Below are 26,684 nucleotides of genomic sequence, written 5' to 3' on the forward strand. Positions count from 1 at the left end.
TTAAAACAACACAAGTAGTGGTAATTAAATGAAAATGACAAGAACGTCGATCACAATCGCAGCACTTTTCTCTGCAAGTGCTGCAAATTCAGCCGTAGTTTATGAAGATCAAGAATCAGTGTTAAATATTCATGGCCGAGCGCAAGGGATGTATTATTTCTCTGATGATAAAAATGCTGACGGAGATAATAGCTACATTCGTGTAGGACTTTCAGGTGAGTCTAAAATAAATGAAGATCTTTATGCCTTCGGCTTATATGAGTTGGAATTTAAGTCTAATCGCAGAGATGCTGATGGGATTGAAGATGATGAATTTGATATCCGAAAAGGCTATGTAGGAGTTGGTGCAGATTACGGAACAGTAAGTTATGGACGTCAATACGGTGCGGTCACTTTAGTATCTGACTACACGGATATTTTCCCGGAGTTTGGTAATGAAGCTGCTGGCGTAAGTGCGGATCTATATGGTACCGGTCGCTCCGATTCAGTATTTAAGCTAACGACAAGCTATGAAGGTTTGAATATTCATGTTAGCTATCAGGCTGAAAACGATGAAGTGTCAACAGATGCAGCCTCTTATGGTGCGGCGGCTGACTACAAGTTGCCATATGGCTTCAAAGTTGCGCTTGGTTATAACGAAGGTGAAGGGCAATCGGGTGCAGAAGATGCAGAGCTGCTAACGGGTGCTATTGCATTTGAATACGACAAGTTTTATGCCTCTGTTTTATACAGTGATGGTGAAAACTGGGCTAAAGATGGTTCTGAAAGTAATATTGATTACACCGGTATTGAAGCAGTTGCCACTTATGAAGTAACAGATAAGCTTTGGGCACTAGTTGGCTATAACAACCTAGAGCGTGATGATGAAGATGTCGTCGATTATTACTCACTAGGTGCAGAGTACGATTTGACTTCTAATTTTAAAGCACTAGCAGAATACAGAATTACAGATGTAGACAATGAAGACGATATTCTTGCAATAGCTGCGAGATATTCATTCTAAAAAATTAATAAATCTAAAAAGCCTGAAACTATTTTCAGGCTTTTTTATTTATCGGTGTGATTTTATAAGTGATGATTTTCATCCATATATAATGGATTATATTGATCGTTACTTGTTTAAGTGTTTTGAATATAATTGTTTTGTTAGCTAGTCCACTGCTAGTTTTCATTTTCATATTTTCTGAATGATGTATTTTTTCTTTGGCAACAAGAAGTGTCTTGTTGCCTTTTTTTATTTTCACGCTTTATGGTTAATTAAAAAAAGAGTCATTTTATATATTGCTATAAACGATAAAAATGTAACGACAATTGTCGATCTTAGATTTAGTTAATCTTCATAGAAAATTAAACTCAATTTCAAGGGTCTTTTTCATTTAAGTGATGTGGAATCCATATGGCGAACCAAGTGAATGATAAAGCGCCAAACGACGAAATTTATCTCAATGAAGATTGGAAAAATTATTTTTATGTAAACGATAGAGGTAGGGATTGATACTGTTTATGTAAGGAGAGAGCGATTTATGAAAAGCAGTCGTTTCAATATGATTAGACACCTTTACTTTCTTAAAATAGGAAGGGCTCTAAGAAAGTAAAGGTGCAGATCATTTTTTAGTTTTTACCGCCGTCACTTGTTCTGAAGTGATAATCGAAGTTTATGATTGCACGATATTTAACTTCATCACGGTTAAGTGCGTATTCTTCAACTCTCACTTTACTATCATCGATTGCAATATCACGAGGGAAACCGCTTCCAATGATGTTTAGACGATTTCTAAGTTCATGTTTTGATAGCGTTTGGTATTCATCGACAAGATCAAACGCAGAGCTATAAGCGGCATCTTTTGTCGTAAAGTCATTGAGAACAACTTTGTTTGTAGAGTGTTCGACATGAATACCAGCAGTAGCAGATAAACTGAATAATAATAGTGATGAGAGCGTCATTAGTTTTTTCATATAGTCACCTTTTTATTTGTATTACAAAGTCAAGATGTCCAACGAATCCTTGTTAATATCTCTCGACAAAGGTGATAGTGCCATTATAGAAATGTGCTGTACATCACATTTGTAACCATTAACTATGGAAGAATTGTCAACAATAAAACTCAAGCACTTTTGACATTACGGTCAATGTGAAAAAGCGAATATCTGTATGGTTTCGTTAATAATTAAACCACTCTCGGAAACGCTGACTATTCAGTCAAAGCGTATGTTTCTTGTCGTTATAGTGACCTGCCTACAGCTTAATCACTTAATGCATGCAATTCAATTGCAATGGCTTGGTATAGATTCTCATTCAGATCTTCCAGCTTAGTAACGATCCTACAAATTCTAGTGATTAAAAAGTCATTGTTTGTGGTTTTTTATTCTATTGTCGTGTATAAAAAAACTTTACAACAAATGATAAAGGAATATCCATGAAAAAGTTATTGTGTTTTGCTGCACTGGGGTTAGCTGTTTCGACGACGGTTCATGCAGACCCAATTTTAGACGACATCAAAAGTACAGGGGAGCTAAAAGTCTGCTTTGATTCTGGGTATATGCCTTTTGAAATGACAGCAAAAAATGGGCAGTACATCGGGTTTGATATCGATTTGGGTAAGCAAATGGCGCGTGCCATGGATGTTAAGTTTGTGCCGGTAAACACTTCATGGGATGGCATTATCCCAACACTGTTGACTGGTAAGTGTCACATGATTATGGGCGGGATGACTATCACACCTATGCGAAATACTCAGGTGAATTTCGCTGATCCCTATGTGGTTATTGGTCAATCCATTCTCGTAGATCTCAAACATGAAGGTAAAGTGTCTAGTTACCGAGATCTCAATAGTCCAGAATATGTTGTTGCAACTAAGCTTGGGACAACGGGTGAGCAAGCGGTAAAACGATACCTTCCGAAAGCTAAGATAAATCTATACGAAACTCAGTCTGAAGCGGTACTTGAGGTTGCCAACGGAAAGGTAGATGCGTTTGTTTATGACTTTCCTTACAACTCTATTTATGTGGCGGAAAACAAAGGGCAGTTAATGCACTTGGCTAAACCGTTTACTTACGAGCCTTTGGGTTGGGCTGTGCCGCAAGGAAATCCAGATACGCTTAACTTCTTAAACAACTATTTACGTCAAATTAAGGGCGATGGAACTTACGATCGCATTTACGATAAGTGGTTTAACGACGATAAATGGTTAAAGCAAGTTAAGTAATCATATTGTTATTGTAGAGGAGCGGCTAGCTTCTGGCTTGGTTCATCGCCAACCAAACGGTTCGCGCTGTGAAGCTAACGCTTTTCTTTATTCAAATACCCAACCAACTTTAATCAAAGTCATTCTCGGAATCACATGCAAAATAACTTTAAATCCCTATTGTGGAACGCTGTTTTTGTTCTTGTTTTGCTATCAATTTGCGGTCTTGTCTATCTGTCAGGTAAGCGAATCGATTACAGCTGGAATTGGGAGCGTGTCCTTCCTTATATTGCCACTAACGCTGCTTCATCCATTACCGCGCCTGTCGATGGGAACATCATTCTCGACGAGAATAACCAACTGGCTCTGGAGAGTATTCATGGTGATATCGTTCTTGAACTAAGCCAATATAAGTCTGTCGACGTCTATGAAGGTGATCTTATTTTTGAAGGAGATACCTTAGCAACTATAAAAGAGTGGCGCTCTGGCCCAATTTTAGATGGTGTTGTGACGACCATTAAAATCTCACTCTGGTCACTTATCATTGCTCTAGCGTTGGGCTTAGTTGTCGGACTAATGCGTATATCCAGCAATCTGGCATTAAAAAAGCTGGCGCTTGTGTATGTCGAGGTCATTCGTGGAACGCCTCTTTTAGTACAGATTTTTATCGTTTACTTCTTTATTGGTACTGTGCTTGACCTTGAGCGTTTTACTGCGGGAGTGATAGCGCTCTCCGTGTTTACCGCCGCTTACGTCGCAGAAATTGTGCGGTCAGGAATCCAGTCAATCCCAAGAGGACAAATGGAAGCGGCGCGTTCACTAGGAATGAATTATCCCAAAGCGATGATTTATGTCATTTTACCTCAAGCGTTTAAGCAGACATTACCTCCCTTAGCCGGGCAGTTTATCAACCTGATAAAAGATTCCTCACTTGTCTCCGTGATTTCGATTACTGATCTGACAAAAGCGGGCAGGGAAGTCGTAAGTGGTAGTTTTGCCCCATTTGAAGTTTGGTTTACCGTAGCGGCCCTTTATTTGCTTCTGACTAGTACCTTATCTTGGGCAATACAAACGTTAGAAAAGAAATTGGCAGCAAGTGATTAATGGTGGAGTCATTAATGGAATACATTATTTCAGCAAAAACAATTAATAAAATTTACCCTAATGGCTGCCATGCGCTCAAGGACGTATCGGTAAATGTAGAAAAAGGGGAAGTGATTGTCATCGTAGGACCGTCAGGTTCTGGTAAGTCAACATTCTTACGGACGATCAATCAATTAGAGACAATAAATAGTGGGTCTATTATCGTAGATGGTATCGATATGTACCACAAATCTACGGATATCAATAAACTACGCGCTGATGTGGGCATGGTATTTCAAGGCTTCAACCTTTTTCCACATAAAACGGCGATAGAGAACGTCATGTTGGCACCTTTAAAGGTTTCTAAACGTGACCCTGAATCGGTGAAGAAAGAAGCAAAAGATTTGCTTTATAAAGTCGGTCTATCGGAGAGAATGGATAATTATCCTAATCATTTATCAGGTGGGCAGCAGCAGCGCGTCGCAATCGCTCGTGCGTTAGCAATGAAGCCCAACATTATGTTGTTTGATGAACCCACATCAGCACTAGATCCTGAAATGGTTGGAGAAGTTCTTGATGTGATGAAAGATTTGGCCAAGGACGGAATGACGATGGTCGTGGTTACTCATGAAATGGGTTTCGCAAAAGAGGTCGCTGATAGGGTGTTGTTTATGGAAGATGGTGAGCTTTTGGTTTCTGACTCTCCTGAGCGATTTTTTGATAACCCCACCAACCCTAGATTGCAGAAGTTTTTATCTAAAGTCTTATAATAAAAAGAAAATTTGATTGAGGGCGAGTCCCTCAATCACTTCATGCACTATTGTGGCTCGTAACGCCCGCCTCGCCGAGAGACATAGATAATGGGCTTTTTATTCGAAGTTAATGGCGATAACATTATCTTGGTCCGAATGAAAGGTCTGGTAAATACTAGAGTGTTTAATCAGCCATTAAGTTTTGTTCACTTTAAACATAACAATTTCATTTTGAATTGATAAAAATTGTGTTTGAATAGAGCTTATGGATGTTTGGCGGTATGGATGTCTAAATGAAGAAAGTAACAATTTTAGATGGTGGCATGGGGCGAGAGTTGAAACGTATTGGCGCCCCTTTTTCTCAGCCGCTTTGGAGTGCACAAGCGCTAATTGAATCACCACAACATGTAAAAATGGCCCATGAGAATTTCATAGACGCTGGCGCTGAGATTATCACTGTCAACAGTTATGCATGTGTCCCATTTCACTTAGGCGAGGAACTCTATGCAAAACGGGGGACTGACTTAGCAAAATCTGCAGCTAAAATTGCCAGAGATGTAGTCACCAGCTCTAACGGTAGAGTGCTCGTTGCGGGTTCTCTTCCTCCTGTAATGGGGTCTTACAGGCCTGAATTATTCGAGCCGAAAAGGGCACTGGAAGTGGCTTCTGAGTTATTTGAAGCTCAAGTTCAATATGTTGATATTTGGTTAGCTGAGACCGTGTCTAGCCTCGCTGAAGTTGAAGTTCTATCAATAATTTTAGCCAAAACAGATAAGCCCAATTATCTTGCTTTCACCTTAATGGATGAGCCTAACTCTTTGCCTCGCCTTCGCTCAGGGGAATCTCTTAAAGTCGCGGTTAATACGCTGTTGAAAACAAATGTTTCAGGTATCTTTTTCAATTGCTCTATTCCTGAAGTTGTCGAGCAAGCGATCATAGATACACAAGCAGTATTGAGTGAGTCAGGTAAAGAATTGACGATAGGTGTTTTCGCAAATAGCTTTGCTCCGATAAAGCAAGCGCACCAAGCCAACGAGACCATTCAGGAAGTTCGTCATTTCTCTCCGACTGAATATCTTGAGTATGCTAAAAAGTGGCATGCGCAGGGAGCAAGCATTATTGGTGGTTGCTGTGGGATTGAACCACGTCATATTAAATTGCTAGCGACTTGGAGAGACACTCTCGAAAACGCCTAATTTTGGTGAAGCGCAGGGAAGTATGGCAAGAGGTTTTGTTTTTCATTCATCGTTATAGACAAAATAAAGGTCTTTCATATCTGGCAAAGTAACAAGATGCTTTAACTTGCTCATTACTTTGCCAGTTTGCCTCGAGATCTTTATTAATTATTTTTGGTTCAGATTAACGACAATCTTTCCAACTGTTCTCTGATTTCGCATGTCCAAGAGTGCGTTACCTACATCCTCTAAGCCGATGATCTTCAGTTTCGGTACTTCCAATTCTCCATTTTCTAATAGCTCAGACACTTCCTTTCCGGCATTAACGATACTTGCAAACCCTCTCTCGCCAAAGACATGACCAGAGCCCAAACTTATTTGGTGGAAGCCCAAGCCTTTTAAGAAGGCATCTGGATATTGAGAAGGGTCGACAGTCTTGACGAGCTCCACCATTTCGCCCTCAAAGGTTAACACCGAGGCTGCAATTCGATCGTTATCACCGCCTACACAATCGAGTGCAACCTCAACGCCATGATTTCCGGTAATGTCCATTACTCGCTGAACTACATCTTCATGATGATAATCAATCGTATGGGTTGCTCCTAACGAGGACAAATATGCGTGATTAGCTTCTGAACTAGTAGCAATGATCTGTTCAACACCAAATGTCTTTGCTAACTGAATAGCAAAGCTTCCAACGCCGCCAGCACCTCCGGCGATAAAAATGCTGCTTCGATTTGAAATATCGAGCTTGTCTACCAAAGCGCGATATGCGGTCCAGGCTGCGCAAGGTGTAGATGCTGCCACTTCAACCGGAACCTGAGGGTGCTTTATGAGCGTTCTTGAATCATGGATAGCAAATTCAGCGAATCCACCGTGATGGCGTCTCATGTTTCCGTGATACAACACTTTATCGCCAACCTTCCAATCAACGACCGCATCGCCTACAGAGACTATTTCTCCTGATACGTCTAACCCGACAACAAAATTGTTACCCATGTTAGTGACCATGTCTGACCAATAATGAATTTTTGCATCGACAGGGTTCAAACCAACAGCGTTAACTTTAACCAATACATCAAATTGGGTTTCTAGTTTTGGTGTAGGTAATTCGGATAAAGAGAAAGTATCGTTATCTCGTTGGTAAGTTATCGCTCTCATAGGTTTTCCTTATTATTAAGAATGGTCGAAAGTCATACTAACTCAGAGGGTAGTACTGTAATAATTATGTCTTTTTCTTATTTTGATAATTTTAGGTTATGTTTGATAAAAAGGATTCGAGATGCTCTGAAATTATCATCGACAACCAGTCTGCATAGCTAATGACATGTAACTTTATGATAAGTAATGACTAGTTTTATTATTCCATTTTTATGGAAATATTTTGTTGATCTTTTGTTTTGCGATTCTATAATTCCAGAAATATCGAAATAAAGGCTTATCTATCAGGTAAGCTTGTTAGCGAAAAATGACGAGGAGAGTAAATGTGAATACAGAAATTATAACTATGGCTAAAGAAGCGCTGGATATGTTTGCGTTTCTAGCAACCGAACTTATCATCTTATTTCTGGCAATTAGCTACATTGTCGGTGTGTTGCAAGATTTTCTAACGCCAGAAAAAATTCAATCTATTCTCAGCTCGAAAAAGGGTAAAGGTTACTTCATTGCAGCGTTGCTAGGTTCGATTACGCCTTTCTGTTCGTGTTCGACCATTCCTTTCTTAAAAGGTTTGTTGCGTGCAAGAGCAGGTTTTGGACCTATGATGGTGTTCCTATTTGCAAGCCCGTTGCTTAACCCAGTGATTATTGGCTTGTTTGTGGTGACTTTTGGTTGGAAAGTTGCGGTATTTTACTTTGCTATCGCGATGTCAGTATCAGTGGTAGCAGGCTATGTACTTGAAAAACTAGGGTTTGAACGTTACGTCAAACCAGAAGCATATCAAGCGGTAGGTTCTTCTTCGTGCGGCACTTCTTGTGGCGATTCAAGCAAGAAAAAAGAAGAAGCGAGACCAGCATCAATCTGTGGTACCAGCGCCTGCAACGAACCTACGCCAGTTGCGGCGAAAACATCTTGCTGTGGTGATGCACCAAAACCTGAACCTAAAGTGGAAGTGTCTTGCTGCTTATCAGACGGTAGTGCAACAGCGACAGTCGTGGAAGAGAAAGAGCCTAGCCGCTGGGTACGTATTTGGCAATCAACTTGGAAAGACTTTAAGCAAGTGTTCCCTTATCTCATGATGGGGATTGCGATTGGTTCATTTATCTATGGCTTCATCCCGACGGAGTTCATTGCGGAGTTCGCTGGTGAAGCGAAGTGGTACGCGATTCCGGTCGCAGCAATCATTGGTATTCCATTGTACATCCGTGCAGAGGCGGTCATTCCACTTAGTGCTGCACTAGTACAAAAAGGTATGGCTCTTGGATCTGTTATGGCGCTTATTATTGGTAGTGCTGGCGCAAGTCTTACAGAAGTGATTTTGTTGAAATCAATTTTTAAGAACCAAATGATCGCTGCCTTCCTAATCGTTATCTTAACGATGGCCATGGGAGCGGGTTACTTATATACGTGGGCTTTTTTATAAAAATAACCCTCGGGCGACTGCTCGAGGGCGCTGTTTTTGTCGCCATATAGGGAAAGGGAAGTTTCCTATACCGCGCAGACTATAAAAAAATAACGAGGTTACTCGTAAATACTATAGGAGAAATACTTGCTGGCGATGGTTTTATGCTTACCGCTCTGGATCAATTTTTGTATTCCGCTATCGAGTAATGCTTTTAATTCTTTGTCTTGTTTTCTCACTGCTACGCCAATGCCACGGCCGAACCACTTTTCCTCTGTAAACGCTGGTCCAGTAAAGTGATAGCCTTCACCTTGTGCAGTTTCAAGAAAACCAGCACTTAAACCGATTGAGCCGCCAAATACAGCATCTAACCGCCCATTGAGTAGATCGGTAAATGCCTCATCGAACGTACCATAACGACGAATATCAATATCTGGATACAAGGCAGAAAGGTACTTATCACCAATTGTGGCTCTTTGAACTCCAATAGATAAACGATTTAGGCTGCCGTCATCCATGTTGATTTCTCTATCATTTTTCATTACAAAACGAGTCGGTACTTTTGCATAAGGGACGGTGAAATCGACTTTCTTTTCTCGTTCTTCTGTGATTGTCATTGCAGCAATAATCGCATCGTTCTTGCGACTAAGGAGAGAAGGGATGATGCCATCCCAATCCATTTTTGAGATAACGCACTTTACTTCTAACTCTTTGCATAACGCGTTAGCGAGGTCGACTTCAAACCCTTCTAGCTTTCCCTCTTTTGTCGTCCAGCTAAATGGGGGGTAAGCCCCTTCAACAGTGAAGCGAATTTGTTTCCACTCTTTCGCATGGCTGAAAACTGAAAATAAGCTAATAAACAATACGACTATCCATTTCATAAACGTTTCCTTGTAACTATTTGGAAACCAATGTTTAACACAAAGTAAGCAAATATCAATAGAAGTGCATATATGTGTGACCTTTCGCCCGCATTGTGTGAGCGAAAGGTTTTGCGTGTATTACAGCTTATCTTCAATAGTTACGAGGGGAACTCTCGTTGAGACAGCGTGAAGTGCAATGTTGTGAATCATTTCATCGACCGTGGTACAGCTATCCATTAAGATCGAAACATCATACTTGTCCGCAGATTTTGAAATAGCAGTATGTGTCACGCAGTTTTGTGTCATCATTCCGCATACAAGTAACTCCGTTACATTTTTGCTTGCCAATACTTCTTCTAAACGTGTTCCTTCAAAGCTATCTGCGAAGTGCTTTACCACGATTTCGGAATTCGGCGCTAAAGCAAGAACTTCTGGGTGAATATTGGCACCGTCGCTGCCTTCATTGAAGAATGGGGCAATACCCATGGCAGGGTCGGCAATATGCTGAATATGAATCACAGGAATGTTTTGCTCATTGGCTTTAGTTATTGCTCTCTTAACATTGTCTAAAGTCGATTCTGTATTCCATAAAGGAAACTTTCCTTCCGTGAAATAGTCGTTTTGCAAATCAATTACAAGTAGGGCTTTTTGAGTCATTTTCTTTTCCTTTTATTGAGGATCATTGCGGTACGAATAATATAAAGACTTTTAGCCACCTTCTTTAGAGTCTAAAATGACACAAAAGAGTCAAAAAGCGACACTTGAAGATAAATGAAAATAGCACTCGTTAATTACCCAGATAGCTCGCAAGCCTCCGTATATGGTTTAAGCGAACTCTTCGAGATGGCAAACCGTGCGGCGGCTAAATTGGGCGTTGATGTGCACTTTGAAGTAGAGATATTGGATCACTGGTCAAACACGCACTTCGATGTGAAAACAGCGGTAATGATTCCGCCTAGCGGCACTGGTCAATATTACTTAGAACCAGAGCCAGAGCTACTCGACTGGTTAAATGTCCAATATAGTAAAGGTGCGATTTTAGCCTCCGCCTGCGCTGGTACTTTTATTCTTGCTCAAACCCAGTTGTTGACCAATAAGTCTTGTACGACACACTGGGGCTTGGCTCCTTCATTAGCGAGTCAGTTTCCCGATATCCACGTAAGACAAGAAGCCATCCTTATTAACGAAGGAACGATCATTACGGCTGGGGGTATGATGTCATGGGTGGATTTAGGTTTGGAGCTGGTTTCCTTATTTGCGTCACCGGCAGTAATGCGCCTGTTAGGAAAAATGTTGGTTATTGATACTGGTCCGAGAGAGCAACGCTTTTATCAACAGTTTACTCCAAACTTCCAACATGGTGATGAGGTAATTGTTCAACTACAGCACTATATAAACGATCATTATCAAGGAAAACTGAGCAATAAAGAGCTTGCAGAGTTGAGTTGTTTAACAGAAAGGACATTGCAGCGACGCTTTAAAAAGGCGACAGGTTTCAATGTTAACCAATACATACAAAGCTTAAGAGTACAAAAAGCTTGTGATTTACTTGAGTCGACAACCCTAACATTTGACGCAATATCATTTAGAGTGGGTTACCAAGATGTGAGCGCGTTCAGGAAAATATTTAATAGGATCGTAGGTTTAACACCGAAGTCGTTCAGATCTCGGTTCTGTTCATGAACGCCAGAAGTAAGATAATGTTGGTATTAAACATTTATAACTCAGAAGCAAACACCGCATATTTTTACAAGCTGGCTTAGCGTGATGAAAAGGGATAACAAGCTAAGCCAACCGTAGCGATCTTCTAAGTATTGAGAACTTTTTAGGATGCTTAAAGTGTTCTCAAATTACAACGACTTGTATAGGCCGCTGTTAATCACAAAAGCTATGTGATTTCCAAAACCAGTTTCCCAGTATGTTGCTTGCGTGAAAATACTTCTTGCGCTTGACCTATCTGGTTCAAGGGAAATGACTCCGCGACTAAGGGACGAATTGCGTTCTGTTCGATATAGCGAACCAAGTTACCGAATACTTCTGGTGCCAAAACGGTACAACCAAATAACGCTAGGTCTTTAAGGTAAAGAGTTCTTACATCCAGCTCGACAATTGGGCCGCCTATGGCGCCGGAAACAGCGTATCTTGATCCTGGTTTTAGTACCTGAAGAAATTGTGGCCACTGCTCTCCTGCGACCAGATCAATCACTACGTCAACGCTGTTTTCTCCGAGAGTCGCCGGCAAATTTGCATCGCGAGGGATAACTTGGTTTGCTCCTAATGCCGTGATCTGTTCTTTCTTTTCTGGGCTGGCGATAGCAATGACGTATGCTCCACGCGCCTTCGCCAGTTGGATTGCGGCAGAGCCAACACCGCCGGATGCCCCTGAAATCAGTACGGTATCGCTCGCTGTGACATTAGAGCGGACAAGCATGTTCTCGGCAGTTGAATAAGAACAAGGGAAGGAGGCCAAATCGATATCCGATAAACTACTATTCACAGCATATGCATGTTTACTGTCAACAACAGTGAACTGAGCAAAGCCACCATCACATTCTGAACCGAAGTACCAAGGCGAGCTAAGTGCTTGACTGTTGAAGCGCGTAATACATGGTTCGATGAGCACACGCTGACCGATTCGTGATGGGCAGATATTCTCACCAACAGCGACGATGGTACCGCATACATCGGCACCTTGGATTCGAGGGAGAGATAGCGCGTCTCCTGACCAACTTGCATCCATGCTATTGGCGTCATTTTTAGAATACCATGCTGTTCGGGTATTGATGTCGGTGTTATTGACTCCGGCGGCGGCAACTTGGATCAATACATCATCAGGCGAGGGGACTGGCACAGGTATATCATCGCGGTAACGAAGCATATCTGGCCCACCATGACCGATAAGTTGGACGCCTTTCATGACTTTCGGGATTGTGGTCATTGATTGTTCTCCTTCATTAGTTCTAGCAGAGTGTGTTCAGCGGATGCAAAGGCAGCGTGACCGAGAACCGGCCATGCGTTGGATAGACCTTCATGTAACAAGAAGAGTGTGGTTGCGAGGTCTTCTCGCTGACTTAGTTGGACCATAAGCTGACGAACCGCCAATTTGTGTTGTTTTACTGCTTGATTAATAGATAGATTTTCTGGATAGGCTGCTAATGCATTGATGGACATGCAGCCATTCGGTGCAAACTCCTTCATCCAATCCTCGAGGCGAGTGAATAGGTGTAATACAGCCGGTGTTCCATTGGCAGGGGCGTCTTCGAGCAAAAAACTCAAATACCTTTGATGGCGATGCTCGAGAGCTGCAACAATCATCGCTTCCTTGGAGGGGTAGTATTTGTACAGGGTTCTCAGGCTGACTTCGCAGGCGTTTTTGAGTTGGGGTACGCTAGGCTCGGCGAAGCCATACTGACTGAATGCTTTTTCTAGGCTTGCTGCGATTTTTTCTTTCACTATTTGATACACCAGGTAGAACGTTTGTTTTACCTAAGGGTAGAATAAACTTTCTACCTCAGTCAATGGTGTATTTAAACTCTGTATTGAAAGCCCGACGTAATGCCGGGCTAATTTAAGTGATTTTTATAGATTCGGAACGTGAATCAGTGTGCCGTTGCGTGCTGTTCTCCACGCTTGTCTAGCATTCCGCTGAAACGGGTTAGTAGTAGAGCACCTAATACTACGATCGCGCCAATCCAAGGTGTGTGCATCAGCCCAGCATTGGCCACGATAAGGCCACCGCCCCAAGAACCCAGTGCAATACCTACGTTAAATGCAGCAATGTTGAGACCAGAAGCGACGTCGACTGCATCAGGTGAATATTTCTCTGCTAGTTTGACAACATAAACTTGAAGTCCTGGAACGTTACCAAAGGCAAAGGCACCCCAGACAAGAATGGTCACTACTGCAGAAATTGGATTAAATGCTGTGACACTAAACACGAGCAATACCACAATTAGGCCCGAGAAAATCGCTGTCAGAGCTTTGATTGGCCCCATAGAGTCGGCCATCTTTCCGCCCCAGATGTTGCCGAATGCGACTGATACACCATAAACCAACATAATTAGGCTGATAGCGCTAGAGCCAAACCCCGAAACTTCTTCCAAAATAGGAGCCAAGTAAGTGAAGGCTGTGAACGTACCACCGTAACCGAGCGCGGTGATTGCGTACACCAAAAGTAGACGAGGTTGAGTCAAGACTTTTACTTGCGATGACAGCTTGGTTGCTGGTGGTTGTTTCAGATTACTCGGCACTAGCAGAGCGCTTCCTATCAGTGCGATGATTCCAAGGATCGCGACGATTAGGAAGGTTGCCTGCCAACCAAATGTCTGGCCAATCCAGGTGCCAAGTGGCACGCCCGTCACTAGAGCTACGGTCAGACCGGTAAACATAATAGCAATTGCGCTAGCGGCTTTTTCTTTTGACACTAGGCCAGTGGCGATAGTCGAGCCGATCGAAAAGAACACACCGTGTGCAAGCCCGGTCAGTATCCTTGCTGTGACTAGAGTGTTGTATCCAGGTGCTTGCCAGGCTAACAGATTGCCAAGAACAAACAGTGCCATAACAGAAAGCAGAACGTACTTTCTTTTCCAGTTACCAGTCAGCGCTGTTAAAACGGGAGCACCAACCGCGACACCAAGTGCGTACAGGCTAACTAAAAGACCCGCTGAAGGTAATGATACGTTGAGGTCGGAGGCCATAGTCGGTATCAGACCGACAATTACAAACTCCGTGGTTCCAATAGCAAAGGCGCTAAGCGTCAATGCAAGTAAAGCTAAAGGCATAACAACTCTCTCTTATAATCATTGAATATGAATGGATAAACGAATAGCCCGTTTCCATGCCGTGTATTATTAAAGAGTTATTCGTTGCGAAAAATGGTGTTTATTACAAAATACTTTTGCTATAAATGATGGAAATGCGCAATTAAGAAAGGGGATGAAATGTTAACCCGATCAGATGAATTAGAGATTCTTATGGCAGTTGTGGATAGTGGTGGATTTTCTTCCGCTGCTGATGCACTAGGTATTCAAGTCGCTAGGGTATCTCGTGCGGTTAGTAAAGTTGAATCACAGTTGGGGGTAACCTTGCTGAATCGCACGACACGCAGAGTGGAAGTTACTGAGGAAGGGCATCAGTTTGTTGAAGCGGTTCGCTTAGGTTTACTACAAATACAGCAAGCTGAAGAAGAGATCATCACACGAGGTGAATTACCCAAGGGGCGCTTAAGAGTTGATGCCGCTAGCCCATTTGTTTTACATCAACTCGTGCCGTTAATTCAGCCATTTAAAGAGGCTTATCCTGATATTCAACTCGATCTTACCTCTAATGAGGGTTTTGTGGATCTATTGGAAAAAAGAACCGATGTGGCAATACGTATTGGACGATTATCGGATTCAACACTGCATGCTAAACCTTTAGGAACAAGCCCACTATTTATCGTTGCCACGCCTGGTTATTTATCTAAACGAGGTTTCCCTGAAGCGGTGAGCGATTTGCGCAGTCATAACTTGATCGGTTTTTCTGGCGCTAAAGTGTTAAATCAGTGGCCATTACGAGGGTTTGAGATGATAGAGCCTGATATCCTATCCAGCAGTGGTGAAACGGTTAGACAGTTAGTGCTGGCAGGGAACGGCATTGCATGTTTATCTGGCTTTATGGTGAAAGATGATCTTGATTCTGGACGGTTAGTGGCATTGTTTGAATCGGAAAAAATCACAAATACTGGACGAGAACAGGTCAATGCTGTCTTCTACAAATCTTCTTCAGTCTCTAAACGTATTTCCGCGTTCATCGACTTTATTCAACCAAGACTTACTTTAAAATAACTCTATTATTGTTGTTTTAACAAAAGATTTTTGTCGTTATTGCAGCTTTTGTTTTTCCAAGTGCCAAGCCTAGCGTGCCACCCCTTAGTAAGGTGGCACATATTTTTATTTGATCTTAGTTAAAGCGTGGCAACACGTACTGAGCGATCTGTTCCATTGATTTCTCAATTGGTTGGCTATTACGACGGAAATGCAACCCGATGTGATTGACTCCTGCTTCTTGCATTTTTTCTAGCTCATCGCTCAAGCCATTGACTCCGGCCCGGATACCAAAGTGATGCCGAACGACTGGTGCATTTGGGTTATCGACTAAATCAAGATGAATAAAGCTGGCGTAGGGTTTGTTTCCCGCTACGGAGCGCCAAAGTACAACGCGGTGTTCATGATCATCAGGTGTGCCTGGGTAGGCGAGCCAGCCGTCTAGGTTTTCTCCTATCCATTGTGGACTTTGCTGCGCTAACCCTGCGACATAGATAGGAATATCAGCAAACTCGGGTAATAACTGTAGATCGTTACCCAGCTTATCATTTTGCGTATCTTTCAAAATCTCTACACTTTCTCGAAAAGCCGAGCCACGGCTGTCAAAGTTAGCGTTAAAAACGGGATATTCACTAGGACGGTCTCCACTAGCCACACCGAGTATCAGGCGGTCACCACTTAACTCGTTGATGGTCGCAGCGGCTTTTTTCACTAGCCAAGGTTGTCTTAACGGTAATACTATCGCTGCTGTCCCTAGTAGAATGTTGTCGGTGCACGCAGAGAGATAGCCAAGATAACTGAACGGTTCATAAATTTGTGCCGCGTCTCCAAAGTTAGGGTCGTACAACGGGACATCTCTCACCCACGCTACGTTAAAGCCTAACTTATCGGCTAACATAATACGCTGTTTATGTGCACTCATGTCTGGTACGCCGAACGGTTTTCGTTGGAGCAGGCGTTTTTTCTGGCCTTCTTGGGTCCAGTCATTATCTAGGGGGAGCTCAACCCCGATGGTGAATCTGTTACTTAAATCTTTATGCATTATGAAGCCTGACTATTACTGTGAGTACTAGGAGGCAAGGTGCCTCCCTGATATTCAGGACACTATGAGATTTTTGTTGTGAGAAAAAGCGGCAAAAAGACAAAAGTGTTTTGCCACAAACAGCGGTGGTCTTTAAAGGAACTGGTGGTTCTCTACCTTGATTTCTTGCTTGATGAAGTCAATAAAAGAGCTGATCCGGCGTGAGGTACTGGCATTTTTGTAATACACCGCATGAACGGGCTGTTCGACATTATGCGTGTGTTCACTAAGCACGCCCACTAAGCGACCAGCTTGTCGGTCAGAGTAGGTCATAAAGTCAGACAGGCAAGCTATCCCTGCACCATGTAAGGCTAAACACCTTAGCGTCTCGCCATTATCAGATCTTAGGCTACTCATAATACGCAGAAGTTTGTTCTTATCATCCATGATCGGCCATTCCTTAAGATACTCCGGCTTGTTGAATCCAAGTAGCTTGTGATTGAGTAACTGATCTATTGAGGTTGGAGTACCATGTTGTCTTAAATACTCTGGACTCGCGACGATTCGAATCCGACTTTTACCAAGAAATATCGCGCGCATGGTTGAGTTTTGTAGCTCACCGATACGAAAAGCAATATCGGTTTTTGTTCCCAAAAGGCTAATATTTTCCTCATTGGAATTGAGATCGATTTCGACTTCTGGATACAAGCTCTGATATTTAGCAATGTGCGGCGTTAGTACGTGCAGTAAGAAGGGGGTAGCTGCGTTTATTCGTAGGAGGCCAGAGGGCTTATATTTCTGGCTTTTCAGTTGTGCTTCGGCATTCTCTACTGCTTCTACAATATGTCTGACTTTATCGAGGTATATCGTTCCTTCATTAGTAACATCTAACTTACGGGTTGTGCGATTTAACAAAGTCGTTTCGAGTTTGGCTTCTAGCCGAGATACCGATCGACTCACCGCCGAGACGGTCATCGATAACAGTTCAGCCGCAGAGCTGATTGAACCCGTATCGACCACGGCCATAAAGGTGCGCATTTCATCTAGAGTAGCTTTCATTGTTGAATATATTTCAAATTAGATTTGAGTATTGTTAACTTTACGGAAAGTTTCTTGCGGCGTAAAGTTTTGCTTCGAATCAACTATAAAATCGATAATTCAGGAGATTTAGATGAAAGTACCATCATTTGGCGTCGGCACGTTTCGTTTAGAGGGTGAAGTAGTTAAGGATTCAGTCCGTAATGCGTTAGAAGTGGGTTACCGCGTAATTGATACTGCACAGATTTACGGTAATGAGGCAGAAATCGGTGAAGTATTGACACAGTCCGGTATTGCACGTGATGAGCTATTCATTACGACCAAGATCTGGGTTGATAACATGAACACGGAACAACTCATTCCAAGTCTAAAAGAGAGCTTAGAAAAGCTAAATACAGATTATGTGGATTTGACCTTGATCCACTGGCCTGGCAATAACAATAACTTGAGCGAATACATGGCTTCATTACTTGAAGCTAAATCGCAAGGGTTAACCCGTAATATTGGCGTCTCCAACTTTAATATTGACTTGTTGCAACAAGCGATAGAAGTGGTCGGTAAAGAGAATATTGTTACTAACCAAATCGAGCTTAGCCCTTATTTGCAAAATCGTAAGTTGGTCAGCTTCATGCAGGAAAACGATATTCAGGTAACGTCTTACATGACCTTGGCATATGGGAAAGTACTTGGGGACCCAACTATTGCAGGTATTGCTGAGGACTATCAGGCCACGCCAGCTCAAGTCGCGCTTGCTTGGGCGCTGTCAAAAGGTTACGCGGTGATCCCGTCTTCAACTAAACGAGAGAATTTGGCAAGTAACCTGAAAGCACTTGAACTTAATCTGAGTGAAGAGGCGATTGCTAAGATAGATGCGTTGGAAAGAAATGGCCGCGAAGTAAACCCTGAAGGGCTAGCGCCTGAGTGGGATGATTGAGTGAGTTTCACGGGAAATCATTGCCTAAATGACACCTCTGCAATCGCTGACTTCCTCAGCGTTTGACGGTAGTACAACACCATAGACGATAACGGCTCGCTTGTCTGACGATAGTGCGAGCTTTTATCTTTTTGGCCTATTAGTTTACTGTATTCTCCCGGCCTTCAATTTGGCCGGGAGACGTCATTTAGAGATCAGTTACCATTCGATTGTAGAGCCATCAAATACGCGGAAGCTTCCGGATAGCTCAAGTGTTAGTTGTTCTGCGACCGAAACAATGCCTGCAACACTTTCCTCGGCAGAAAAGGTTGCGTCCTCACCGCCCATATCGGTTTTTACCCAGCCGGGATGAACTGCGACAGTTTTTACTCCTCGCGATTCGAGATTGCGTGCTGCTGATACTAGAACCTGATTAAGCGCTGCTTTAGATGCTCGATAACTGTACATGTTACCTGAACTGTTATCGCTTAAACTCGCAACTCGGGTTGAGATTCCCACGATGGTTTTGTGCTGACTTTTCGCAACGTTGTCTTGTAGTGCTTGAATTAGCAGGGCAGGTGCGACGGTATTTATGTTTAGTACTTCTAGCCATTTTTTCTGGGTCATTTCGCCAAGCGTTGCACACTCTTCGCCTAATACACCTGCATTCAGAATTAAATGATCGAGCGGACGATCCGCTAATCGAGTGGCTAACTGATCGATATCTTGTTGGTTAGTGACGTCTAGAGCCATCAGTTGAAGTTGATTGGGTTGGGTTACTAGTTCATTGAGCTGCTTAGCATTTTCTGGTGAACGACAAGTTGCGATAACTTGCCAACCTTTTCCAAGGTAGTGGCGGACAAATTGCAAGCCTAAGCCACGGTTAGCGCCAGTGATTAATACAGTAGACATCGCTTCTCCTACGTTGTTGAGTTGAACAACGACCATATTAGAGGCGACGTATAAGCATGTAATCAAAACAGTATAAAAATGGCCTAGAATTCGACATTGTCAAATCTTAAAGTTTGAGAAAGATGCTGGCAAAGTGTTTTAGCCTAGTGACCGTCAGTTCGGAGGCAGCACCGCTGACACCTGCAACAGCAACGACCTTACCATCCAAGTAAAGGGGGATCGCTAAGCAATTGAGGTTTGGCTCTGCCTCTTCTAAATCGAGTGCGTAACCTGATAATACAACCTGATTAAGTTCAGTTTCTAACGTGGGGGATATTTGGCTTTCAAGGCGCAATGTTCGGCGAAGCTCATCATCAAAACTAAGAAAAACCTTGCCGATCGCAGATGTTGTGAGTCCTTCTCGTTTCCCTCTCGGGCTACGGATAGTAAGAGGGTTATCCTGCTCTATAGCATCGATATACAAGTACTCTTTAGCGCCACTTTGTACAGCGAGGTAAGCAGTGTTGTTAGTCATTTGGGCCATTTTTTTCAGCAATGGAACAAAGTGTTGTCGGATAGCTTCGTTTTTTTGTTCAATCGGCTTAGACAGTTCATAGCATCTAAACCCTAGGCTGTAGCTATGGTTGTGTTTGGATACATATCCAAGAGAGTGTAGAGTCGCAAGTAACCCGTGAACAGTCGTCTTATTTAACTGGATCGCATTACTGATCGTCTGTAATGATAGGGGAGACTCACTCATCGAGAGCAACTCGAGGATTAGAAAACCTCGCTCTAGAGACTGAATGTTTTTTCTTGCCTTGGGCACAAAGACTCCTTGATGATGGTGTTGCATCTGAATGGCTTACTGATGCTTCCACCTATAACAAACCACTACGCTGGTGGTTTGGTTTTATTAGAGAATATACTCAGCACTTAAACTGATCGGCTCGTTGTATGCGTCCACAAGGGAGTTTTTTCCTTGCTTCTTAGCATTGTATAACGCTTGGTCTAATATCGAATAGAGCTCATCAAAGTTGGTGAGTGGCATTGAGGTTGATAGATAGGCCAGACTCGCAGATATATTCAATTGATGGTTATTAAGCGAATGTACACTCTTTTCTGAAATTGTTTTATGCAGACTTTGTATTCTAAAGGGAACGTCAATCTCATCGACGTTTTTCAATAGCAAGATAAACTCTTCTCCACCTAAACGACCCAAGTAATCTCCCTTATTAAGTTTAGCTTTAAGCGCTTTGCATACCTGTTGTAGTACTAAGTCGCCAGTCGGATGACCATACTGATCATTAATCGCCTTAAAGTCATCTAGATCGATTAATGCTAGAACGTAGCGGAAGTCTCCTTCCGCTTTGGAGGTTTGGCTTTTAATCGTCTCTATAATTGCCGCTCTGTTTAATGCACACGTTAAGCTGTCTATTTTGGCTTTTAAGCGTGTTTGTCGCTGAACCATCAATGCCAGAGCGAGGAGAATCAATAAACAGAAAACAACAAAATTATAAGTGCGTTGTTGGTCTGTGAGTTTTTCAAACTGGTACTGACTTAGAAGAGTTTCGTTGTTCAACTGCGCGACTTGTAGATCATATTCATACTCTTTTTTAGTGAGATCTAGTGCCTCTAACGCCTTGATATTACTCGCGTCTCGGTTCGTTAGTTCAATCGTCGAGTAGGCCTTGTGATGCTCCAGTGCCTTTTTGTAATCATTTTGAGCTTGGTATGCTTTTGAGAGGAGTAATTGGGCTTGCGCTTGCAATAAGGGCCTAGCGTTTTTTACCGCTAATCTTAACGCTATTGTACTGTGTTCAATCGATTTTTCGGGTGTATGGTTCTTTAAATATGCCAATCCAGCAGCCAAATGACCCTCTGTTTCAAGGTGCGTATTCTCATAAGTTTGGGCAATGTTTAATGCTCTTCCAATGTAATCTACCGCGGTATCCAATTGCCCAGAATCGGCCAAAGCAGCAGATAACCCTAAATAGGTCAACCCTTGCCCGTATGGATAATGAAGTTGTTCGAGAATCGTCAATGCATTTTTGTAGTGGCTGATGGACTTATCGAGTTCTTTGGATTTTCTGTACATCGCTCCTAGACTATGTTCGACTTGTGCAACTTCAAGAGGTGTCCCTTCATCTTGGCGAACCAGTAGGGCTTGAATGAGATATTGCTCTGATTGTTCAAATTGCCCCAGCTCTGCAAGTAAATTGCCGACGTCATTGTAAATCCCTGAAGGATCGCTTTGCGTCGACATGTTGGCCATCAACTGTCGATACAAACTTAAGGCTTTTTCATAGTCACCGCGGTAATTGTAGTTATTTGCTATTACGCGCAAAGCAAGATCAACAGGGAAGTTTTCTTGATGCTTATGATTTAAGTGGCTCTCTAAGGATGAGCAATAAAAGTTTGCTTTGTGATAACGACCTTGTTGATTCAGCGTATAACAAAGTTGATAGTTCATCAGAGCCTTGCCTTCGGAATCGGATATTTTCTTCATTGTCTGTCGCAAAGAAGAAAAGCTATCTACTGAGGCCTCGTAACTACCATGCTTACGTTCCTTTAAGGCAAGAATATATTCTGATTCTAATTGAGAAAAACGGTTGTCTAAGACTTGACTGCTGCCGTAGTAAGGCTGATTTATGTTTGACATATATTCATAAATCAATCCACTTACGTAGAGCTTTTCGCTGTCCGATTTCGCTGTATGGTAGCGATCTTGAAGCATGCTCAATGCCGACTCAGGGTTGCTTCGTAGTGTGGTTTGGTAGACAGAGTGCCACTGTGTGATATTTTGGTTTGGTTCAATATCTTGAGTGTCGCTTGCATATACTGGAGTGAGCAAAAGTGACGCAAGCAAGGGATAGAGCACGCGCATGTTTAAACGAGCCTTTAATTTAAGGTGCCTTTAAAGTTGAGTTATCATAGCGCTTTTAACGCATCAGCGTTGTGATTAAGTTGGGTGTACTAAGAAAAAGAGTAGTGAAACTATGCACTTGGTCGAGATATTGAAAGAAGAGGCATAAAAAGAAAGACCTCAACATAAAGTTGAGGTCAGAAATCTTTAATCAATGTAAAGCTTTGCTAGATCTTGAGGCTCCATTTCTTTGCCTTCTAACTGATCGTTCCAGTTAGTTCCAACAAGAACACCATCTTCAGCAAGAGTCAAAAGCCAATCTTCAACAAAGATATCTAATGGGATTTCTAGTACAGTAAAATCTGCCCATTCTTCAACATTATGTGCTTCTGCATCTTCTTTAGAAGACCAGAAAGGCATGACTTCGCTGTTTTCGAATTCAGTTGAATCGCAAGATAGCCAACCTTCTTCATTGCGTAAACCCCAAACCAATTGGTTTTCTTTCGTTTCTGCAACAAAAAGGTCAAGGTTCGCTTGGATATCTGATGTAAGTTTGCTCATTTCAAAACTCTCGTTGTTATGACGTGGCTAGAGTAACACTAAAGTGCCGATTCCTAAAGCATAATACGGTTGTCGAAATGAGTAAAAATAAAGGAGCCGAAGCTCCTTTTCTGAGGTTAAGTATTCACTCGTTTTTGTTTGCTTTATGCTCACAGAGCAAACAAAAACAGGTACTTTACCTTTCTGGAAGAGTTGTGAATATTGTCCACTCTCTTTTTATCTCGCCTTTGTAACCAACGACTGATGCGGTTACTCGACGATTTAAAGCATGGCTGACTTCATCGGTCCCTTGTTGTGCTAAGTGAGTGTCACCAAAACCAACAATGCGGACTCTACTCGGTTCGATGTCGTAGCTTAGTAGGGCTTCACGGACATTGCGTGCTCGTCTTTCAGAAAGATCTTGGTTATGCTTTGAACCACCAACTTTACTAGCATAGCCGTGCAGCTCTATCGAAGTAGTAGGGTACTCTTTTAAAAAGTCGGAAAGCTCTCGGACTTGTCTTCTGAAGACTGGATTGATCTCATCAGAGTCGTTAGCAAAAAGTATCCGCACTTGCATGTTATCTGATGCTTTAATGTATTCTCCACAGCCGTCGTTGTCGACCTCTGAGCCTTCAGGTGTACCTGGGCACATATCTCGAGCATTGATGACACCATCGTTATCGTCATCTTGCAAATCTGCTATTTGTTCTGCATTTGGTACAGGGCGATACTCATATTCGTCTTCAGCAACAACGTGTTGAGTGATGGCGAGCATACCCAATGCAAATAGAATCTTCACTGGTTTCATGATCAGTACTCCACCTTTTCATTCCATTCTGTAGGTACATCGACACGCAAGGCATTTAACAATTGGCCAGTCGCGTTCATAACGCGGTACTTGGCGTACTGCTCTGAGTATCGAGCATCCAAGTAGTTCTTTCTCGCTTCGAAAAGTTCGTTTTCAGTATTTAACAAGTCCAGCAGAGTGCGTTTTCCAATGCGATACTGCTTTTCGTAGGCGATGACAGTTTCAGAGGCCGAATCTACGTGATCCGCTAGGAACTCTTTTTGTTGAAGTGTTAAATCTAACGCACTCCAAGATAGACGAAGACCTTCTTCTACTTGGCGGTATGCACGTTCTCTTAGGTCTTTTGCTTTATTTAGTTGGTAGGCAAAACTTTCAGCGTTGGCTACGTCACTACCACCGTTAAAGAGGTTGTAACGCATACGTAACATTGCTGTTGTCTCTTCGCTGCTTCCTTCGATACCGCTTGCATCATCACGCCATGTTTGAGCAGCTTCTACCGATATCGTTGGGTAGTAAGTTCCCTTAGATTGCTTGTATTGGAACTTTGCAGAGTCCACATCAGCTACCGAAATTTTGATTACTGGATGTGACTCGAATGCCAAGTCAATCGCTTCATCGATGGTGTAGGGAATAAAGTTTTGGTCCGCTCTTGGGAAAATCAATCCTTGTGGTGACTGTCCGACAAGGCGTGTAAAGGTGGTGTGGCTGTCATATAAGTTGTTCTGAGCTGCCACCAAGTTACCGTGAGCCTTTGCTAAACGAGCCTCTACCTGGGTTAGGTCTGCTGTAGAACCGATACCTGAGTTAACTCGCTTTTTAATGTCTTCATAGATCTTCTTATGCACTTTCAAGTTATTCTCGGAAAGTGTAAGAATTTCATAAGCTTTTACTGAGTCTAAATAAACTTTCGCGACCTCTAGAGCGGTGTCTTGGGCATCAGCTAGAAGTTGATAACGGACCGATTCAGCATCAGCTGCTGTTCGATCCATATCATTAAGTGTCGCTGAACCATCCCATATTAGCTGGGTTAGTGTCACGGTGGCTTCTTTTCTTGTCAGATCGGTTGAATCTCGCCCTGACTCTGCAGGTTTGATTCCTTCGTAACCGATACCGGCATCTAAGTCTACGGATGGGAGGTAAGCACCACCAGATGCTTCATTCACATACTGCTTGCTAACGAATTCATTGAACGCACTTTTGATGTCAGGATTGGTTTTTAATGTGTTTTCAACCGCTTGCTCTAGCGTTTGCCCAAAAGCATGACTAGCGGTGAACATACCAATACAAAAGGCGTTGGCACGAGTCCACTTCACTGTGATTCTCCTAGATAATGGTAAAAATTCTCGAGGTGATAGGGCTTATAAGTGGAATACTTATAAGGGCGTCAATAATTTAGCGCACAATAACATTAATATGCGATGAAGTAACCTGTTGATTCGCTGTTCATTTGTTTCAATTTTGATAAATCAACCTACTAAATCTGCCTAAAACTTGAATTAAGATCTCAAATTAAAGATGGAGGTAATGGCTAGAAACGAGTGTCCAGATTTTAATAAAATAAAACACTTATGCATCTGGATTCTTATTGATGTATGACACATAATTACTTTATTGAGCATCAAATTGCTGTTATTGCACTATATATTCGGGCAATATATAGCAAATTAGTATTGTTAGTCAAAAACTTGACAGTTATTTAGGGTTAAGGTTTATATGGATCGTACAGCATTAGTGCCACTCGGTAATCAAGTCGTCGTAATAGGTTTGGATGGGCAGCTGAGAGTCCTTGCAGAAGGACAGCAGCCTCTACCAGGTGAAGTGATAGTGGCAATGACAGATGCTGCGCCTCAAGACCTGAAAATTCAGCTTGCTCAAGAGCAAGGTTTAAAAGATATTTCAGACGATGTAGCACAGATTATTAGTGCTATTGAGCAAGGTCAAGACCCTTCTGCTATTGATGAAGAACTCGCACCTGCAGCGGGTGAAAATAGTGGCTCCAGTTTGCAAAATAGTGCCACGATTGTACGAGATGGTACTGAAGTGCTAGCCTCAACAAACTTTGAAACTATTGGCCTAGAATCCCTCGGCTTATCTGAAACACAAGCGTTGACCTTAAATGACTTCTTCACAACAGGTATCGAGACAAGTGGGGATGGCTCAAGTAAGCCACTTACTAATTCTCCAGTGACATTAAGCGCTGTTGAGGAAGATAGCGATCCAATCACGATAACTACTGAAGAATTACTATCTAATGTCAATATTGATGATGCCGATACTCTTGTCATTACAAACGTCACTATTGAGAGTGGGAATGGCACCTTAATTGATAACAGCGATGGATCTTGGACTTACATTCCAGAGGCTGACGATGACACTGAAGTGTCATTCTCCTATGACATTATTGATAACGATGGCGGTGTTATTAATGGCACTGCTAACTTAGATATTACGCCTGTTAATGACGCGCCAATAGCAACTAATGATGCGATTCAAACTGACGAGGATTCCCAGGTTGTAATTGATGTGCTCGCTAACGACAGTGATATTGAAGGTGATGATTTAATCATTACCTCTGCTTCTGTACCAGAAGAGCAAGGTATCGTTGAGATTATCGATGGTAAGCTTGTTTTCACTCCAGCTGAAAATTTCAACGGTAATGCAACGATTAGCTACACCATCTCAGATGGTGAGTTAGAGGATGAAGCTCAAGTTTCGGTAACAGTAAACTCAGTTAACGATGCGCCTATTGCCTCTAATGATACAACAATTACAGAGGAAGATAGCTCAGTAACGATTGATGTCCTGCCAAACGACACCGATATTGATGGCGATACGCTGTCGATTGAATCGGCGTCCGTACCTGAAGCGCAAGGCACAGTCGAGATTGTTGATGGCAAACTGGTCTTCACACCGGCTGAGAACTTCCATGGCGATGCTGAAATTACTTACACCGTGACCGATGGTTCGCTGACTGACCAAGCGACGGTCAACGTCACCGTAAATGCGGTGAACGACGCGCCTGTGGTTGAAAGTAGCATTGCAGACCAAACCTTGGCAGAAGACTTTACGCCATACAGCATCGATCTGAATACGGCCTTCAGTGATGTGGATAACGTGGATGGCGAGTTAACGTTTAGCGTCTCTGGTAATAGCAACATTCAAGTGGCGATCGTCAATGGTATTGC

At 42.5% G+C, this 26,684-nt stretch carries 25 protein-coding genes; 10 read left to right on the forward strand and 15 right to left on the reverse strand.

Annotation, left to right across the window (positions count from 1 at the left end):
• Positions 1-28: 28 nt before the first annotated feature.
• Entirely contained in the window at positions 29-1,003 is a 975-nt protein-coding gene (locus R7R24_RS21005) for a porin (protein ID WP_054579513.1), read from the forward strand.
• Between the two features lie 608 nt (positions 1,004-1,611).
• On the opposite strand, the gene R7R24_RS21010 is transcribed toward R7R24_RS21005, so the two are convergent.
• Positions 1,612-1,956, reverse strand: a complete 345-nt coding sequence (locus R7R24_RS21010) for a DUF3316 domain-containing protein (RefSeq protein WP_005377323.1) — start codon at positions 1,954-1,956, stop codon at positions 1,612-1,614.
• Positions 1,957-2,417: 461 nt separating this feature from the next.
• On the opposite strand from R7R24_RS21010, the gene R7R24_RS21015 reads away from it, so the two are divergent.
• The 4 genes from R7R24_RS21015 (at position 2,418) to R7R24_RS21030 (ending at position 6,216) form a co-directional block, all read left to right on the forward strand.
• Complete coding sequence (locus R7R24_RS21015) at positions 2,418-3,206, forward strand: transporter substrate-binding domain-containing protein (protein WP_054579515.1); 789 nt, start codon at positions 2,418-2,420, stop codon at positions 3,204-3,206.
• A 135-nt stretch (positions 3,207-3,341) separates the two neighbouring features.
• Positions 3,342-4,289 carry an amino acid ABC transporter permease gene (locus tag R7R24_RS21020; protein ID WP_054579516.1) on the forward strand — a complete coding sequence of 316 codons (948 nt, stop codon included), beginning with the start codon at positions 3,342-3,344 and terminating at the stop codon, positions 4,287-4,289.
• 14 nt (positions 4,290-4,303) lie between these two features.
• A complete protein-coding gene (locus tag R7R24_RS21025; RefSeq protein ID WP_170893395.1) occupies positions 4,304-5,038 on the forward strand; it encodes an amino acid ABC transporter ATP-binding protein in 735 nt (244 codons plus the stop codon).
• Between the two features lie 275 nt (positions 5,039-5,313).
• Positions 5,314-6,216 (forward strand): homocysteine S-methyltransferase family protein, encoded by a 903-nt coding sequence (locus R7R24_RS21030; RefSeq protein ID WP_054579517.1) that lies wholly within the window; start codon positions 5,314-5,316, stop codon positions 6,214-6,216.
• A 147-nt stretch (positions 6,217-6,363) separates the two neighbouring features.
• Here the strand turns inward: R7R24_RS21030 and R7R24_RS21035 are convergent, their stop codons facing one another.
• On the reverse strand, positions 6,364-7,356 hold the full coding sequence (locus tag R7R24_RS21035) for a zinc-binding dehydrogenase (protein WP_054579518.1): 993 nt from the start codon (positions 7,354-7,356) through the stop codon (positions 6,364-6,366).
• Positions 7,357-7,702: 346 nt separating this feature from the next.
• Here R7R24_RS21035 and R7R24_RS21040 point away from each other — a divergent pair, with 346 nt between their 5' ends.
• A complete protein-coding gene (locus R7R24_RS21040; protein WP_224721340.1) occupies positions 7,703-8,776 on the forward strand; it encodes a permease in 1,074 nt (357 codons plus the stop codon).
• A 98-nt stretch (positions 8,777-8,874) separates the two neighbouring features.
• Here R7R24_RS21040 and R7R24_RS21045 read toward each other — a convergent pair whose 3' ends face one another.
• Entirely contained in the window at positions 8,875-9,636 is a 762-nt protein-coding gene (locus R7R24_RS21045) for a transporter substrate-binding domain-containing protein (RefSeq protein ID WP_005388903.1), read from the reverse strand.
• Positions 9,637-9,756: 120 nt separating this feature from the next.
• Positions 9,757-10,275 carry a cysteine hydrolase family protein gene (locus tag R7R24_RS21050; protein ID WP_054579520.1) on the reverse strand — a complete coding sequence of 173 codons (519 nt, stop codon included), beginning with the start codon at positions 10,273-10,275 and terminating at the stop codon, positions 9,757-9,759.
• 114 nt (positions 10,276-10,389) lie between these two features.
• On the opposite strand from R7R24_RS21050, the gene R7R24_RS21055 reads away from it, so the two are divergent.
• The gene (locus R7R24_RS21055) at positions 10,390-11,301 is read left to right on the forward strand and encodes a GlxA family transcriptional regulator (protein WP_054579521.1); all 912 of its coding nucleotides are present in this window, start codon (positions 10,390-10,392) and stop codon (positions 11,299-11,301) included.
• A gap of 205 nt (positions 11,302-11,506) precedes the next feature.
• Here the strand turns inward: R7R24_RS21055 and R7R24_RS21060 are convergent, their stop codons facing one another.
• From R7R24_RS21060 to R7R24_RS21070, 3 genes are all read right to left on the reverse strand, one after another.
• Entirely contained in the window at positions 11,507-12,556 is a 1,050-nt protein-coding gene (locus tag R7R24_RS21060; RefSeq protein ID WP_054579522.1) for an alcohol dehydrogenase family protein, read from the reverse strand.
• On the reverse strand, positions 12,553-13,074 hold the full coding sequence (locus tag R7R24_RS21065; protein WP_031777252.1) for a TetR/AcrR family transcriptional regulator: 522 nt from the start codon (positions 13,072-13,074) through the stop codon (positions 12,553-12,555). The genes R7R24_RS21060 and R7R24_RS21065 overlap by 4 nt, the downstream gene beginning before the upstream one ends.
• A 143-nt stretch (positions 13,075-13,217) precedes the next feature.
• Positions 13,218-14,399, reverse strand: coding sequence for an MFS transporter (locus R7R24_RS21070; RefSeq protein ID WP_017635963.1), 1,182 nt, complete (start codon positions 14,397-14,399; stop codon positions 13,218-13,220).
• 159 nt (positions 14,400-14,558) lie between these two features.
• Here R7R24_RS21070 and R7R24_RS21075 point away from each other — a divergent pair, with 159 nt between their 5' ends.
• Positions 14,559-15,443 carry a LysR family transcriptional regulator gene (locus tag R7R24_RS21075; protein ID WP_005377338.1) on the forward strand — a complete coding sequence of 295 codons (885 nt, stop codon included), beginning with the start codon at positions 14,559-14,561 and terminating at the stop codon, positions 15,441-15,443.
• 115 nt (positions 15,444-15,558) lie between these two features.
• On the opposite strand, the gene R7R24_RS21080 is transcribed toward R7R24_RS21075, so the two are convergent.
• Entirely contained in the window at positions 15,559-16,464 is a 906-nt protein-coding gene (locus R7R24_RS21080) for a TIGR03571 family LLM class oxidoreductase (RefSeq protein ID WP_047102674.1), read from the reverse strand.
• 132 nt (positions 16,465-16,596) lie between these two features.
• Positions 16,597-17,502: a LysR family transcriptional regulator gene (locus R7R24_RS21085; RefSeq protein WP_005377343.1), complete on the reverse strand. Its 906-nt coding sequence runs from the start codon at positions 17,500-17,502 to the stop codon at positions 16,597-16,599.
• 112 nt (positions 17,503-17,614) lie between these two features.
• On the opposite strand from R7R24_RS21085, the gene dkgB reads away from it, so the two are divergent.
• A complete protein-coding gene (dkgB, locus tag R7R24_RS21090) occupies positions 17,615-18,415 on the forward strand; it encodes a 2,5-didehydrogluconate reductase DkgB (RefSeq protein ID WP_047102673.1) in 801 nt (266 codons plus the stop codon).
• A gap of 198 nt (positions 18,416-18,613) precedes the next feature.
• Here the strand turns inward: dkgB and R7R24_RS21095 are convergent, their stop codons facing one another.
• The 6 genes from R7R24_RS21095 to R7R24_RS21120 form a co-directional block, all read right to left on the reverse strand.
• Complete coding sequence (locus tag R7R24_RS21095) at positions 18,614-19,306, reverse strand: SDR family oxidoreductase (RefSeq protein ID WP_047102672.1); 693 nt, start codon at positions 19,304-19,306, stop codon at positions 18,614-18,616.
• Between the two features lie 106 nt (positions 19,307-19,412).
• The gene (locus R7R24_RS21100) at positions 19,413-20,111 is read right to left on the reverse strand and encodes an IclR family transcriptional regulator (RefSeq protein ID WP_017635969.1); all 699 of its coding nucleotides are present in this window, start codon (positions 20,109-20,111) and stop codon (positions 19,413-19,415) included.
• 87 nt (positions 20,112-20,198) lie between these two features.
• Entirely contained in the window at positions 20,199-22,169 is a 1,971-nt protein-coding gene (locus R7R24_RS21105; RefSeq protein WP_053350370.1) for a diguanylate cyclase domain-containing protein, read from the reverse strand.
• Between the two features lie 186 nt (positions 22,170-22,355).
• A complete protein-coding gene (locus R7R24_RS21110) occupies positions 22,356-22,709 on the reverse strand; it encodes a DUF2750 domain-containing protein (RefSeq protein WP_005377352.1) in 354 nt (117 codons plus the stop codon).
• A gap of 175 nt (positions 22,710-22,884) precedes the next feature.
• The gene (locus tag R7R24_RS21115) at positions 22,885-23,499 is read right to left on the reverse strand and encodes an OmpA family protein (protein ID WP_005377354.1); all 615 of its coding nucleotides are present in this window, start codon (positions 23,497-23,499) and stop codon (positions 22,885-22,887) included.
• Between the two features lie 2 nt (positions 23,500-23,501).
• Positions 23,502-24,812, reverse strand: coding sequence for a TolC family outer membrane protein (locus R7R24_RS21120; RefSeq protein ID WP_017635971.1), 1,311 nt, complete (start codon positions 24,810-24,812; stop codon positions 23,502-23,504).
• Positions 24,813-25,212: 400 nt separating this feature from the next.
• Here R7R24_RS21120 and R7R24_RS21125 point away from each other — a divergent pair.
• A partial coding sequence (locus R7R24_RS21125; protein WP_318119614.1) for a cadherin-like domain-containing protein occupies positions 25,213-26,684 on the forward strand: 1,472 nt, incomplete at its 3' end.

The organism is Vibrio sp. 704, from assembly GCF_033339295.1.